General features: G+C 43.5%; 9 protein-coding genes. All 9 read left to right on the plus strand.

The genetic code is table 11. The features are described from left to right. From KDM92_RS03560 to KDM92_RS03600, 9 genes are read left to right on the plus strand one after another with little or no spacing between them, the layout of a single operon-like run. Positions 1-678, plus strand: a complete 678-nt coding sequence (locus tag KDM92_RS03560) for a CIS tube protein (RefSeq protein WP_212683042.1) — start codon at positions 1-3, stop codon at positions 676-678. 42 nt (positions 679-720) lie between these two features. Beyond that, entirely contained in the window at positions 721-2511 is a 1791-nt protein-coding gene (gene vgrG, locus KDM92_RS03565; protein WP_212683043.1) for a type VI secretion system tip protein VgrG, read from the plus strand. Between the two features lie 27 nt (positions 2512-2538). Next, positions 2539-2838 (plus strand): PAAR domain-containing protein, encoded by a 300-nt coding sequence (locus KDM92_RS03570; RefSeq protein ID WP_212683044.1) that lies wholly within the window; start codon positions 2539-2541, stop codon positions 2836-2838. 10 nt (positions 2839-2848) lie between these two features. Then, positions 2849-3262: a GPW/gp25 family protein gene (locus tag KDM92_RS03575; RefSeq protein WP_189345563.1), complete on the plus strand. Its 414-nt coding sequence runs from the start codon at positions 2849-2851 to the stop codon at positions 3260-3262. 17 nt (positions 3263-3279) lie between these two features. Further along, positions 3280-7050: a baseplate J/gp47 family protein gene (locus KDM92_RS03580; protein ID WP_212683045.1), complete on the plus strand. Its 3771-nt coding sequence runs from the start codon at positions 3280-3282 to the stop codon at positions 7048-7050. After that, a complete protein-coding gene (locus KDM92_RS03585; protein WP_212683046.1) occupies positions 7047-7865 on the plus strand; it encodes a hypothetical protein in 819 nt (272 codons plus the stop codon). The genes KDM92_RS03580 and KDM92_RS03585 overlap by 4 nt, the downstream gene beginning before the upstream one ends. Then, a complete protein-coding gene (locus KDM92_RS03590) occupies positions 7865-8158 on the plus strand; it encodes a hypothetical protein (protein ID WP_212683047.1) in 294 nt (97 codons plus the stop codon). Before KDM92_RS03585 ends, KDM92_RS03590 begins: the two co-directional genes overlap by 1 nt. Next, entirely contained in the window at positions 8151-10748 is a 2598-nt protein-coding gene (locus tag KDM92_RS03595; protein WP_212683048.1) for a hypothetical protein, read from the plus strand. The genes KDM92_RS03590 and KDM92_RS03595 overlap by 8 nt, the downstream gene beginning before the upstream one ends. A 4-nt stretch (positions 10749-10752) precedes the next feature. Continuing rightward, positions 10753-16941 (plus strand): contractile injection system tape measure protein, encoded by a 6189-nt coding sequence (locus KDM92_RS03600; protein ID WP_212683049.1) that lies wholly within the window; start codon positions 10753-10755, stop codon positions 16939-16941. Positions 16942-16961 lie beyond the last annotated feature (20 nt).

Below are 16961 nucleotides of genomic sequence, written 5' to 3' on the forward strand. Positions count from 1 at the left end.
GTGTCGGGGCAAAAAACACTATTAAAGATATCTGGTTGTAGTGTCTCTAAAGACGGGACTATCAGCGTTGATAGTTCGCGACCAGTTTTTCAAGCCTTAATTAATCCATCAGGATATGGGCACGATTACAGTATCAAGTATTCCAAAAATCAAACCTTGGGACAAGCTGGAAGTGAGGCCAAGTTCCATGCCAGCCAACCAGAAAAATTAAGCCTAAAAGAACTCGTGTTGGACGGCACGGGTGTTGTGCCTGGAACAAATAAAACAGTGAAACAACAGGTCGAATCCCTACGAGATGCAGTCTATACCTATGTTGGAGACAATCACGAAGCACCAATTGTGCAGGTTCTATGGGGAAGTCTTGTTTTTTACGGTAGAGCGGAAGGACTTAAATTTGACTACACCTTATTTAAACCAAACGGCGAGCCTCTGCGAGCAAAGATTTCATTGAATTTTGTTGAATACATTAGCCCTCAACAAATCGTCAAAGAAGAAGGTGACAACTCACCAGATCTTACCCATTTAGTGATCGTGAAAGCTGGGGACACATTACCCTTACTGTGCGAACGCATTTATCGCGACAGTGCTTACTACAAAGCAGTCGCAAAATTCAATGGACTAAGTTCTTTTCGGAATTTACAGCCAGGCATCAGCTTGCGCTTTCCACCATTAGCTTAAGTGCTGATGATTCCCTTAATACAAGCTTAGAAAAGAACTGATATGTCGATTTCACCTTTAACTAATAGTTCTGGTGTTCTTAGTCTAACCATCACTTGTGACGGCGCGCCCATCCCTGACATTATTCAAATCGTCTCGGTGGAAACTAACCATAGTACCAATCGAATTCCTTCCGCAACGATTACCTTATTAGATGGCGACATGCCAAATGCAATTTTCCCAATTGCGGATGCCGGCAACTTCAAACCCGGAACGGAGGTCGTCATTAGCGCTGGCTATGACAATACAACCTCGGTGATCTTCACAGGTATTGTTATTTCACACGCGGTCAAAATTAGTGGTGACAACTATGCGCGTTTAATTATCGAATGCCGCGACAAAGCTTTAGCAATGACGGTCGCCAGAAAGAACGCAAATTTTGTCAACAAAACGGATAACCAGATTATTTCTAGTCTCATCAGCGCTTACCCTGGTCTAACTCCGACCGTTGATGCCACTTCAGTGACATACAAGGAACTAGTCCAGTACTACGTAACCGACTGGGATTACATGATGACACGAGCGGAAGTAAATGGCTTTCTCGTCATCGTTGATGCTGGAAAAGTGACAGTCAAAGCGCCTGTTGGTAGCGGAAGCCCCGTACTTAAGTTAACTTATGGAATGGATCTAATTGAATTTCAAGCAGAACTCGATTCTCGTTCTCAGCTAAATTCGGTAACCAGCACGAGTTGGGATTTATCTCAACTCGCTATCGTACAGCAAACAGCACAAGCCGAAACGCTTACAGGTCAAGGCGATCTCGATGCGAAAAAACTAGCTGAGGTATTAGGTATCGCCGACTTTGGCTTGCAAACTGCTGCGCCCCTCGAAAGTGCAGCACTTACAGCGTGGAGTAAAGCGCAACAAACTAAAGCGGCCTTATCTCGCATCCGTGGTCACATGCAATTTCAAGGAAGTGCGCTGGCCAAACCCGGTGTTTTGATTGAACTTGCTGCAGTTGGCAAACATTTCAACGGGAATATTATTGCTAGTAATGTGATTCATCGAATTGCCGATGGCAATTGGGTCACTGAAGTCGAATTTGGTATGCCTAATTATTGGTTCACAGATCAATATCAAATTCAAGCACCAGAAGCAGCTGGCTGGACTGCAGGCATCTGTGGTTTACATATTGGGATTGTATTGAAACTCGATGCTGACCCCGAAGGCCAGTACAAGATTCAAGTGTCAATCCCCTTAATGAACGCAAGCACAGTTGGCGTGTGGGCACGATTTGCCAGTTTCTATGGATCCTCTGGGTTTGGTGGTTTTATCATTCCAGAGATCGGTGATGAAGTCGTCTTAGGATTCTTCAATAATGATCCATCTTGCCCTGTCATTCTGGGTAGTCTGTACAGCAGCAAGCATGTCCCTCCTTATGAACTCACCGCAGAAAATAACTACAAAGCACTTGTAACGCGTAGCAAGCTAAAGATGGAATTCGATGATGGAAATAAAGTCATCACTTTCATCACGCCAGCAAACAACAAAATTGTCATTAGCGATCAGGATCAGTCCATCTTATTGCAAGACCAAACAAATAACAAAGTCGAATTAAGCACTAGTGGTATTTTGCTTGATAGTCCAAAAGACATCACTATCAAAGCGCTAGGAAAGGTCGCTATCTCAGCGGTGCAAAATGTTGAGATAGCAGCGCAAATGGATGTCACCACGACTGGATTGAATATTAGCAGTACAGCAAACATCAGTTTGACAGCAAAGGGAACAGCGAGCGCCGAATTATCTGCGGCTGGCCAAACGACTGTCAAAGGTGCCATGGTCATGATCAATTGAGTCAACAGTCCCCCATAGGAAACTACCATGCCACCCGCTTCCAGAATCACTGACATGCATGTCTGCCCGATGGTAACGCCAGCCGTGCCTCCTGTTCCCCATGTTGGCGGCCCGATCACTGGCCCCTGTGTTCCCAACGTACTGATCGGTGGACTACCAGCTGCTGTGGTGGGAGATATGTGTGTATGCGTCGGCCCTCCGGATACGATTGTCAAAGGGAGTGCTACTGTATTCATCAGCGGCCGCCCGTCGGCTCGTATGGGCGATACCACTGCACACGGCGGCAATGTCGTATTTGGTTTTCCAACCGTAATCGTCGGTGGATAAGGACAATAACATGACTCGCGATACCTCTTTTCTTGGCACTGGTTGGAGTTTTCCTCCAGAGTTTTCTAAGCGTGGCAAAGTAAGTATGGTCAGCGCAGAGGAAGATATTCGGCAAAGCTTGTTGATCTTGCTCTCTACCAGCCCCGGCGAACGTGTAATGCAGCCAAGTTTTGGTTGCGGTTTAAAACACCATGTTTACGAAAATATCGACGAGAGCACTATCACTTTGCTCAAAGACCTAATCACTAGAGCGATTCTATTTTTCGAACCACGTGTGAAATTAGAAATGATACTAAGTGACATATCAGAATCGTATGAGGGAAAGATTAATTTCACCATTGTCTATCGTGTGATTAGCACAAACACGCGTCATAACATCGTTTATCCATTCTATTTGCGTGAAGGTACCGATGTACAACTGTAGACAGATTCGAGCTTGAAATGAAACCTCAAATAATCATTAGCGATGGTCGAAGTCAATCGCAACGCCAGTTAAAGGCGTTACGAGGAGACTATTTCCAGCTCAACGAAATGCGTTTCGAGCAATTACTCAGCTTAGCGAGTGAATATGCACGTCTAGTGAAGTTTCATCAGTTAGATTTGCGTGTGGATGGCAATTGGAATCAGTTTTTTTTAGCTGATGAATGCATTCTGATGGCAAATATTTTGGCGATAGATACCGCTACACACGCTCAACACTTTGAAGCAAGATTACAATCACAGCCGCTGTATCGAGATTGGTTTCGGGACGATATCATTAAGAAAATTGATGTCTGTTATCGAGACCAGCTCGATTCACCACTGCTATTAGCACGCCTACTGAATCAATATCTTCTCTCTTTGAGTGTATTGCAAAGCAACGCTGCAGTTCAAAGTAAACGCTTACTAGAAGGCATACTGCGCGGCCTCAAATGGGAAGTACAAACACTATGCGAAGCGACACCGCGCGTGCTGATTCCGTACAGTTCGGCTCTATTTAGTGCCCAATTTAAATCGCTAAGCGATTGGCCTACAACACCGGCAAAGGATCGACCTCTTAACAATAATGAAGGCAAGAATTTAAGCTTGGGAGAAGTTCGACATAATTTTCACACTTTCAATCAGGCTCTCAGAATGCTACAAAACGGTGTTCGGGAATTGTTGCCAGTAACTATGCTTAGTGAGGAACACGATCCAGCACAAAGCTTGTTGATTGCATTTATCCGTCTATTCGAACAATTGAAAACACGTTTAAATCATTTTGGTGACAAGCATATCGATTTCTACTATCAACAAATCTTAGGCATGCGCGCACGTGCGCAAATCCCTGATAGTGCTTATCTGGTTTTACAATCAAATCCCAATACCAAGCAAATGTTGATCGATCAAACCAACGAATTTGTCGCTGGTGTCGATGCAGATCAAAATGAAATCATCTACCAAGCAGAAAGTTCGACCCAACTCAATGATGCCAAAGTGGTTTCCCTACACAGCATCTACTTCGACAAAAATCACGAAGAAAATCGTCTTCTTGTTACCAAATCGAGTTACCACCAAGCCATCGAAGTATTACCAGACGATTGCCCCCCTACTGATCACGAAAAACTGCCGCCACTTCCGCTATTCGGCGCCCCTAAGCCTGGCGAGCATCTATCGGGGGCGCGTGCTACACGCTTTGGTTTTGCGATCGCGAGCAAAGTATTACAAATGCAAGAAGGTGAACGAGCGGTGCGCGTGCTATTTCGCTTCCGTGATAATGCTGCGTACACCATAGAATCAAGCATTAAGGAAATCACCGAGCATGCTCAACAAAAGCGGAAAAATACATCCAAGCCCGCGACCAGCATTCGTTTAAGTGATGTGTTTATTAAACTTTTGCGAGGGATGTTTAAGATTTCCTTAACTACCTCAGAAGGATGGTTGTCAATTGGCGAGTACCGCCCTGAATATCATGAGCTTAATGCAGACATACCGCCCAATTGCCTAGCGCTAAACTTTGTTTTACCTGCTAGCGCACCGGCTATTTGTGCCTACCAAGCCCATACGCACGGTGAATCATTTCAGACCAATTTGCCGGTCATGCTGTGTGAGATGACACAAAATGAATATGCCTATCCTTACGACATTTTGCGTAACTGGTTTGTACAAGAGATCGAGATAAGTACACAGGTAAAAGGCTGTCGAAATTTGATTTTGCATAATCAAATTGGGCAACTCAGTGCTCTGTCACCATTCCTACCGTTTGGTCCACTACCTGAAATTGGCTCTTATCTAGTTGTAGGAAGCGAAGAAGTCGCAGATAAACAATTGCAAGATATTTCTCTCGACGTGGAATGGACAGGTCTACCCAATAACTTAGGTGGATTTCCTAGTCACTATCGCGCCTACCAAACGCCACTGAAAGCAGATTCAGTATTGGCAAAGATTTCTGTCTTAGTTGACGGCAAATGGAACAACGCAACGCAAGCTATCCCTTTATTTCAATTTGAAACGCGTCCTGATGGCAGTGCATCCAACCAGGTGAATTACGAAAGTTCATGGAGCTTAAGCCAACTGGTACCTTTATTCAAAATAAGTAACATAGCAAAAGCTGACGGAGCGGTGCCATTCGCTTACACATCTGCCACCATGAATGGCATGTTTAAAATCAGTCTAGATTCACCAAATGGTGCATTTGGTCATCAAGAGTATCCTCAATTGCTGACCCACGTTCTGACACATAACGCCCGCAACAAAAAGCTAGGTTTGATTCAAGCGCTACCAAATACGCCCTACACGCCGCAAATCAGTAGAATTACTTTGAATTATCAAGCGACTTCTAAAATTAGCTTTGACCAAAAACAACTAACAAATATCGATGGTCGGCACGAGCAATTTATGCACTTGCATCCGCTAGGCTGGGAAGCAATGAGTCATAGTGATATGAAGCGCATAGCCTTGGTACCGCGATATCCGGCGGCAGGAAACTTATTTATCGGTCTCACTGCTTCACAATTACGGGCAACATTAAGTCTCTATTTTTATCTCCGAGAAGATTCGCTTCCTTTGACGAAGTTGGCGAGCACTGGTTTATGTTGGTGGTATTTATCATCAAATCGTTGGCGCAAAATGCAACCAGCGAATATTCTAGACGACTCCACGTTTGGCTTTATGACCAGTGGTATCGTTCAGATTCAAATCCCGGATGAGATCGATCAGAATAATACTGTCATGCCGTCGGGCTTATATTGGCTTGCAGTATCCGCTGAGTTTGGATTAGAGCGGTTCTGCAGTTTATATGGCGTGTTTGCGCAAGCAATCAAGGTGAACTACCTCCCTGATTCAGGTAAAAAAAACGAATCAAGCTTGGCAGCGTTCAGTATTCAACGTAGTCGAACCCAAGTTCCTGGACTGCGTAGAATCCTGCAACTACGTCGCAGCTTTAATGGACGAGATCAAGAAACCACACAACAATTCCGTATCCGGGCGAGCGAACGACTCAAACATAAGAATCGTGCACTAACGGCTGCCGATTATGAACAACTCATTCTCGAACAATTCCCTCAAGTATATAAAATCAAGTGCTTTCCCCATTTATGCTCGGCAGAGAATCCTCATCATCGACTCTGTCCTGGACAACTCTTAATTGTGCCTATTCCTCATTTAAGTTTAGGTGGACATGCGAATCAGAAGCCTAGTTTGAGTGGGCACTTAATCCAAGAAATTCAAGCCTACATCCAACAATTTGCTCCTGCTGATGTGACGATCAGTGTGGAGAATCCTACGTACGAAGAAATTCAAGTACGTTGTACCGTCAAACTAAAATCAGCCTATTCAAATAGTCGTTTCGCAGGACGTTATGTCGAAGAGATCAATCAAGCTATTTGTGATTACTTATCTCCATGGATACAACGAGGTCAAACCCAACATTTTGGTTGGGCCATACAGCAACATAACGTTGTGGCATTCCTGCACGACTTGGAATACGTAGACGAAGTTACTGGCGTCTCGCTACTACAAATAGCACCACTCGGTGATACGCAAAATCTGCGTTACGACTTACGTGACAATGCCAAAGCGATTCGCGAAGAAAAAAATTTACGCCCTAATTATCCATGGAGTATCGCCGTTCCTATGAATGAACATTGGATAGTGGTGAACGAACATTTCGAACAAAAGCCAGCCAAAGCGATTGGTATTAACGAACTAAAAGTAGGCTCAACTTTCATAATTCCGGTGAGAAAAGAACCATGACCCGACGCACAAGACAAATGTTACAGGAACAATTCCAACATGGAAAAATGCCAACGGAAGAAGATTTTTCTGATTTGATTGAATCCATGTTGAACATGTTGGATGAGGGATTTGATAAAACGCCAGAAGCAGGTTTTAAAGTCGCCCAACTTCGCGATGGCAAATTAATGAGCTTCTATAAAGATATCAACATTGGAAATCCACTTTGGTCGATAGGCTTAGACAAATCCAACAACAATCTAAGCATCCAAGATCATCGAGATCAATCGTTACTGACGCTATCAAGTACAACTGGGCTCGATGGCATTCATCGTCACGCTATCGGTATTCGTCAGAATAATCCGCGATACGAACTTGATGTCGCAGGCTGGGTTGCATCAAACGGCAGAATAGGCCGCGCTGGCGAATTAGCAGTGCCAGCAGATGGTAATTGGTACGACATAAGCGAAGCGATGACCGGTTGCCAAGCATGGGAAATTATTGCCGGCGTTGGCGGAAAAGATAGTGAAGGACGCTATGCGTTAACGCATGCTGTTGCACTCAATGCGTTTAATTCAAATGGCAGCATAAATCATCATCAAACCCATTTTGGAAATAAATGCAGCCGCATCGAATTACGTTGGATCAACGAGGACAACGGTAAGCCCTTTGAATTTAAGTTACAAATGCGGGTTGGCTGTAGCTATGGTGACGATGTTTGGATTAAATATCATATGACACAGCTATGGGCAGATACTTTGATGCTAGAAAGTGATCAAAAGCCTTTACGTCAACCTTCACCTCAATACGATGCCAAAGGGAAGGTAAAAAAATAATGGCACAACAAAACATCAGGCTATCACTTAGCTTAGCGAATGGAAACTTGATTCTGGAGGCTTTAGCAGAGCGTCCATTTAAACAAGTTTTTGAACTCATCGGCGAATTAAATCAGCAAGCATCTAGTCTGTTTTCACCATCAGCACAAGGACATGAATTAGCAGTATTCACCTTAAGTCCAAACCAGCTCAGATTGATTCTCGAGGTCTTGGGTGAGATGCCGTATAACCGAGTGCACCGCTTACTACAAAATATGCATCAACAATTGCAAGAGGCAACTACCGGTGTCTAATCCACATTCGATTCCACGCCTACAGGCTGATCCCGATCAGCTCGATTTCGATGGCCTGCGCCGTCGTGGGATCGCTCTTTTGCAAGAACTTTCGGGCAAACAGTGGACGGATTATAACTACCATGATCCGGGTGTCACCTTATTGGAATTACTTTGCTACGGTATCACAGACTTGGTTTATCGTACTGACTTTGATGTAGCTGATTTTTTATGCGACGAGCAAGGCAACATCAATTTTCAAGCACAAGCACTTTATCCACCACAGTCGATTTTTCCAAATCAAGCAGTCACAGATCTTGATTATTGCAAACTCATTTACGACCACCTACCCGATGTCGAAGACGTCTGGATTAGCTCGAACAAAAATCCACATAGCTTTGCTGGACTGCTAACTGTCTTTGTAAAGCCACATCAATCACTGATCAATCGTAATCAAAAGGCTTCATCGGAACTATACGAAGACCTTAGAGCGCAAGTGATTGAATTATTATCGGTACAACGCAACCTAGGGCGTGATTTGGCAGCGATTCATATCGTCCAACCACAAATGTTTAGACTTGCAGGCGAAATCGAAATAGATGATAGGCGAGCATGTGCCGAAGTCTATGCGGATATCTATTTTCGCTGTGCAAAATTAGTCTCATCAGGTAGCCAAATCATGCGCTTTGAGGAAGCGCTACGCAAGGGCTTAGATTGGGAGCAGCTATTCACTGGCCCACTAACTGAGCGCGGGTTTATCGATGAAGCGAGCTTCTTAGACGGTAGTTATGATATTGACGTCGTCAAACTAATTACTTTAGTACGTCATATTCCTGGCGTTAAAAATGTGCGATCTTTAGTGCTTGTTGACGACAAAGGTCAAATACATGAACATCTACAATTCAATCACAGTGACCCAAATTGCCCGACGCTACAATTCCCTAGCGACGCGCAACAAATCCATGCCTTAAATTTAATTCAAGGAAATACTGCGCTTGTAAGCATCAACAGTAATCCAAACGACGAAGACAAATTAGCAGCGCGATTAAACAACAACTACTTGAAGCATGATTCACAGAGGGAAATTCGCGCATTTCATGAGCAAGTTAGTTTACACCTAAAGAAATATGAATTTGAGTACGAAGCGTTTCGCCGAAATCGAAGTGATTTTCACAAACTCATTGAATTACCTAAACCTAGCGTGCGCGACTTCTCTGAGTATCGTTCGATTGGCGAGGATACCCCTGCGATTTATGGGATTAATCACTTTGGCGTCCCTAAATCAGAACCAGCAGAAGTGCACGCACGTGCACGTCAATTGAAAGCCTATTTATATCCATTCGAACAATTAATGGCCAACTATTTAGCGTCATTACAGCAAGTACGCCAGATTTACTCAATCAATCCGCAACTTGATCGTAGTTATTTCTCGCAATTTTTGGATGAACAACAAATACCCGCGATTCGTTCCGTCTATCAACAGAACGCTACGCCACAAGAAGTAGCGCAGATCCTGCGTGAGCAAGATGCATTTGAAGATCGCCGCAACCGCGTGCTCGATACACTACTGGCAATGTATGGCGAACAATTTCCAAGCGAAGAATTTAAACGTAATGACTGCTACCATCGTAACCGGGTCGAGCACCAACTCATTCGATGCAAAATACAATTGCTTGAACACCTATGTGAGCTAAGTAGCCAACGTGGTAATGCAAGTAATTTACAACAAGCTTGGGGCAATAACAATCAATCTTCGCTGCAGAAACGCTTACGTATTCTTATGGGAAGTGTAGCTGCTACAGCAGAACATCACTCCCCTTCCTTAATTCATGGCTTACAAGAAGAATACCAATTTATCAGCGATTCTCGCTACAAGGCACTATTAGAAAAGCAAATTAGTTTTCCTTTTGATCTGAGAACAAAGCAATTAAATCCAATTCCGAAAAAATCATCGACAGACCAGGGACAGGGGGCAGATTATGAGTTTAAATTCCCTCATAGTGCAATCTGTGAATCCCTATTGAAATACGGCGTTGATTGGCAAAATTATCAATCTCTATCAAGCGGCGAACACCATGTTTGGTTATGTCTACGAGTATCTAATCATCAAAACATGGGCACGCCAGTGGAACAATATTGGCCAATTTGCTTACTGCCAAAAGGCGAACTTGAAGTCTTTCTATCGAATTTAACTGAAGCACTGATACAAATTAGTCTCGACATCGAGGGCTTCCATCTGGTTGAGCATATCTTACTCCGTCCCCACAGAGATACACATCAACGTGAAGTCGAATCGACATTTTACTCGCATCGAATCAGCATAATTTTGCCTGGATTTACTGCGCGTTTCGCAGAAAACAAGGCGCGTATTTGGATAGAAAATTTAATCGCACAACATTTGCCTGCGCACCTAATGCCAGAATTCTTTTGGTTGGATTTCGCCTTTCTTGCACAATTTGAGAAACGCTACCAAGAGTGGAGTAAGGCAATGCAAGAGTACACCTTAAATGCTTATCAAGGCGATGCAACACTGATAGACCAATGTGCCGATCAAATTATTGCTTTCTTGAACAAGAATCGTCCAACTCAGCCTAATCGTTATTGGATATAAAAATATGCGTCGCATTAATCGCATACATGATTTGGTATTTGATCTGTCTTTCAGCGATGAGAAGGCAGATGCAAGTGTATGGGCCGAATGGGTCAAGATGCGCTTATTGCCGATAATTGACGAGGTGATGGAAGACCTTAGTCGCGAGTTCAAAATTTCAGCGTCGCAGGTTAGACGAATTGAATCATTAGAAATTGATTTAGGTAGCGTGTTCGTCGCTGAATCTGAACGCGAGTTAGTCCGACGCCTTCATGAGCAATTCAGTAATTCTCTCAGACAAGCACTGACAAAAATAGGCGCACAAAACTCATCCCTAGAGCAGGTAGATAACGCACATACCGACTTCCTGCATTTTCTCAAAACTGGGCAATTAAAGTGGGAAAGACTTTCTGATGCAAAGCATGCGCATAAACGTTTGCTCCATGAAATCATACATGCCAAAAGTGCGCCTTTACCTCTACACGAAATCACCAGAGATAATCGCCAATTAAATCGCTTACTTAAACAGTTCGACGTTGGTGATTTATTTAAAATCACCAACATGGCCTTACGCTCATGGTCCAGAGAAGAGCGAGAACTGATGTTAGATTGGCTTGGACTGGAGTTTTTACATTTACAAACCAAGCATTCAGAACAAGCCGCCATAGAGAAGCTCTGGCAATTTATCTTGCCGTCGATACAAAATCGTAGCAATTCTTTTGCAGAGATTGCACAATCATGGATGGCATTTCAAGGAAGCAGTCTCACTACGATAAAAACTGAGTACCAATATTTCATAGAAACCCATACAGCGATCTCAACGCCAACGCGAGTCGCGTTAATGCAGGTATTGGAACGGATAAGCAAAAAATTAGCTAACCCAGACCTTGTCAACGCTGGCAGAGACACCTTTGAACAAAAAGATCAATCCACACAACTAGCGAACGAGCTGGCCGAACAATACCGTGCCGAGATTGCAAATGCTAGGAATGCTGAGCAGGCAATGACAACAAGTCGCTTTGCATTCACAGAAGTCCACAAACTGGCTTTTCAGCATGGAGATTTTTCCGCGCTCGAGTCGGACTGGGCTTCGTTAATACTATTTTGCGCCAACGACATTCGGCAATTACACACGAATTACTGGCCTACTTGGTTAGAAAAATTCCCTACCTTTGCTTGTCTTGATCTCATCAGCGTCATTCACAATGACGCTGCATGGTTTATTCAATCTAGTCTATCAACGAAAAACATTACGAGTAAACTTCAAAACCAGTGGGAACTCGACGCATTTATAGTAACTTGTTTGTCTTCACCAGCGAACGCGATTCCAACATCGATGTTCGAAAGATTTAAATCACATTTGGCCGCGAACCTTGGCGAATACAAACAAGATATACATAAAGACGATAATGTTCGTCCCGAAAAATTAGTAAGGAAGCAGCATGAAGAGAAATTTGCAGACGCTATCAATCAAATATCCAAGATTTGCATCACAAGTGATGATCCTCGGTTAATCAGTAATGCAATTCATCTACTTCTAGACGAACATGCTGAAGCATTTGAGGCGATCTCTCGTGTACATTGGCGTCGTTGGTGGCAATTACTCGACTTCAACGATCAAGTTCAAATCTTACTGCGAATACATCCGCAACTTACAGCATGCATTCAGGCATATCGATCTCAACAACTGAGAGATGCTATTCAAAGTACAACTGAACGGCGCGCCTATGATACTGCGCTATTTGCCTATCTTTGGGTCGTACCAGCGAATCAACTCTCTAGCACCGAGTTTGAGCAATGGTATAAACCGCAGTCAGCGCTCTCCGGAGATCTGACTGAAAGTTCACTCTCATCCGACATATCGACTGAAAAAGTGATCGCGTCGTTCGATAAGATAAAGACAAACAAGCTGGAACAAAACATCACGCCTAAAAAAATACCGAGCAAGCACTTTCTTGAACTATTCGGCCACAAGAATCCACACACAATTGAACCCTTCTTCATCAATCTCAGTATCGATCAGTCACGAGAAATACGATCTCATTTTATCGAACTAACACGATCACAAAAATTAGATATCATCGACAAAATGTCGCTGACACAAAGTGCGGTTCTCACACAAGTGTTGCATCCCAATATAGGAAAATTGCTCCAAGAGCAGTACCAGTACTTCGATCGTTTTTATGGTGCCATAGAAAGTAGCTTAAAACGGATGCTATCTGGGAATCAGATAGCCCACACCATACCCAATAAGGAAAATTTGTTTCAGCAATTAATTAAGCATTTAGCGCTGTCCGAAACATCTCTGCAAGTAAGCGAATTTAGGAATTTTATTGCCAGCTTATTGGGAATACCTGGCGATTTGAGAGAAAGCTTTCAAGAATCTATCTTAGAAGAAATCGAGGATACGGCACTCCCCTACTTTGTCGCTGTATTGAAGCAAGAAAATCAAATCAAGCCAACTCCGAAAAAGATAGGCAATAAATTTCAATCGAGACCTCTGACCACATCTACTGACCTAGAACAAAGTTCATTGATCGCGCCAAACCATCCCCTATTAAGAGGCTTTCATGCTTGGCGTGCGGGAAAATTTTCTGTCTCCGACTTAAATTTGCAGCTACGTGAACTGCATATGTATCTGCACTGGTGGGTTTTACATCAAGATACCGATCATAAGATCGACTACAGTTTGCTGCTAAAAAATATACAAGTCGCTGTGCAATCAAGTCCGATCCCGGAACACTTACTTGCATGCACGCTTGACGCGCTTCGTGATGGAGAGAGTATCAATCTAGATTCACTAAATGCACAAGCACGAGCGCTAGATGCGCACGCTTTTCAGATTGGTGAAAAGAACTTTGCGCCATCGGCTCTAGCATTAAAATTAGCGATCGATGAATATTATCAGCGGTCCACGAACGACTCAAATCCGACGGCTAAGAACAGTTCAGAGATTCTTTATACTTCAGAGCTACAAGCCAACTTTCTAGCAGCATTTTCTAGCAACGAAAACTGGCAAGCATTTCAATCGGAACTCATCCAACAATGTGTAAGATCCACATCACACATGCTTCAGCTAAAAGCACAGCTGAGAGAAGAGATTTCAGCCGCACAATTACATCGATTTATTGTGCGACTACTTGAGCGTATACAAATCGACCATCTTTTTATCTCAACAGATATTTCGGCGGGACTTCATTCAACCATCAATGAAAATGATCTTCACCATAAGTTACAACTCATCGCCATCCAAAGTGATTCACCACAAGCGCGTTATACCGATATTCTGATTCACCTGTTATTGCAGGATACCAAGCAATTAGTCGCTTTACTCTCATCAGTAAGCACTGACGCTAGTAGTCTGTCTAATAAAGTATCAGGCTTCGTAGAGTCGGAAGTTAAGTCAGTTTTCCAACTTAGTCTCACACAACAAATTCTATTACCGGAAAATGACGAGTTATTCGCGCTAAAGACGCGTTTATCGAAAGAACAGATTCTTCTTCCAGCTGATCTGCGTCGAAAAATGCAGCCTCCAGAACTACTGCTGCTATTGAAGCAGTGGCTTATTCACCAAGTACAGCAGGTTGTATTTCGTCAAAGGAAAATCATCGAAGACACTGCGACGAATCATCCGATAAATCGAGATACACCTTTCTCCAACAATGACCAGCAAGAGCTGACTGCAAAGTACCATGATGCATTTAAAACCATCGCTGCGTTACTCACTAATCTTCAACAAGAAGACCTGCCTTTTGTTTTGTCATCACTTAGGGATTCGCTGCCTTTACACCTGACGCAACAGATTCTCAAACTAAGTGAGCAATATTTTGAGATCGGAGAAAAGGATTTAAAAGAATTAAATAAATGGATAGCGTGCAGCGATTCAACGCAACAACTTAGGCAAGTTTGGGAATCCCCCTTACGCCTACTCTATTCAATTGAGCAATCAACACAAGGCGCTACAACGACTCAGATCGAGTCCAACGCACCAACGCTGCATCAGTCAGAACAAAAACAAGGGCAATTTGATACTCTGTCTTCACACCAGATTGACACACTTCCAGCCAAGCTAACGGATGCTGTTTTGCATGCTCGAATAATCAGCTTAGAGAAAATTTGGCCGCAAATTCTGCAGGGTCATAAACATCTTTTAGCAGAGGTGCAGCGGAAATATCTAGTAAAACAAGAGTTGCGCGAACATTTGATTACGCATACTCCCATCAACATGCTTGTCGATATGCTTGAAAGTATCGCGCCAAATTCAGCAGAACTATTGCGTGGCTTGTGGCTGAATTGGGATCTGCTCGACTCAAAAATGAGGCGATACCAAACATATCCAGATTTCCAACGACACAGTTTACGTTCAGCCTTTGCTGGCGTGTTTGAAATGGCTTTGCATCGCCGCGACATTACTGTGCAAGCAGACTTCATCATCTCTTCGATCTACGCAACCGATCGCAAACATACTGAAGTGATTTTAAGTCATCTCAGCTATCAGATGGATGTGTCTCAATCACCACCTTGGCAATACGTATTTGAACATATAAATGCAGTCAACATGTTCAAAACGTTTGAAGACGCGGACTCACTAGACCAAACAGCGCAAGGCGCTCAAGAACTACACGAACTTGATACCAACAGATCGAATAAGAACGACTACTTGGACATTGAAACACGACCATTCGCGAATCTGGCGCAGTTAGGACTCGAGCAGCACGACCATTCACCTAAAGCCTCTGCATCGACCACAAAACCAGAGGTTTTGCAGCTCAGTACAAAGCAGCAAGATGACTTGGTAACAAGCTGTTTAATGCAGCTAAATGCAGATCAACTGCATTCCTTTTGGAATGCCTATGCGTATGCGTTCTGCAATTCAGAAGTCAACAAGGTAGAGTCCTCTTTAGAGGAAGTGCTACAAGTAACTACGTACAACACTCCTGCTCTGCCACTCCAAGAGAAAACAATCGATCAGCGTATCTTGCGTTCACAAACATCATTGAGAGCTGCATTGAAGGCGCTAGCCAATCTAGATCTTTCACAAATTGACACAGTTAGCCTCAGCAAGCATGATCGCTCATTGATTGCAACACCAACTACCCTGCAAAACTTGGAAACAATTTGCCTTGTGATTTTACAGACCAAGACAAGCATCGGTTACCGAGAGCAAGCAGATTTCCAGAAAGCACTACATCGATTGCTATCGCAGACGACTTACCACTTCAAAGACCTCAAAGAGGTTTTACAAAGTCACTCCGCGGTTAGTCGACTGTGTGTTAATCGACTATGTGAGCTTGCTAGCGAGAGTCAATTGGATGCTTTGTTCAGACGTATGCACAACAGTCTCAGTCAACATTTACCAACGCTAATCTACCGCTTAGAGAACGCGTTGCAGATTCAATTGCATGAAAATTTGATTCACTTAAGCAAAGTCAGTTGGCGAGCGATCTACGTGTCAAGTTTGGCGAATCCTATTCCACTCGATATCAGGCAGTTCACAGCGCAGCTGATTCGACAATTGCAACTGTCTTTCAAACTCGAATCCATTGAGGCTTGCATAGAAAAACTAAAAAATTTCGATCATCAGTTAGAAACTCGAATCTCTATGCAAATAGCAGAGAGAAAAGAAAAAGCAAGGTCACCCGAACCCAATTTACTCGACCAACGAACATCATCGAATACGAATAAGGTTTCAGGAGACGACGAGCAAATTCTACAAGGTAGTTTTCTACAAAATGCTGGCTTGGTTATCGTCGCGCCTTATTTACAACGATTGTTTTCACTACTCTCGTTGACAAAAGACGGAGCATTCGTTGATAGGCAGGCTGCTGAACGAGCAGTGCACTTAACACAGTACATTGTTACAGGTGAAGAAGCTTCACCTGAATTTATGTTGACCTTAAATAAGCTGCTGTGTGGCATTCCCGCGGTTGTTCCGATTTCAAATGGAATACAGTTAAGCGCGCATGAGAAAGAGGTCATCCAACAAATGCTGTCTGGTGTGATTACACATTGGAGTGCCATTGGCAAGACTTCAATACAAGGGCTACGTGAGACATTTTTAATACGCGAAGGGTATCTCAACTACATAGAGGATAGCTGGCACCTCAAGGTGAGACAAGGAAGCTTCGACATGCTACTTGATCGCTTGCCGTGGAGTTTCGCCATGATCAAGTACCCATGGATGCTCGCGCCTCTTCACGTGACATGGCGCTAATCGCTTTTCAGAGAAATAAA

The organism is Affinundibacterium baiyunense (assembly GCF_018139645.1).
Classification (GTDB): domain Bacteria; phylum Pseudomonadota; class Gammaproteobacteria; order Burkholderiales; family Burkholderiaceae_D; genus Undibacterium; species Undibacterium baiyunense.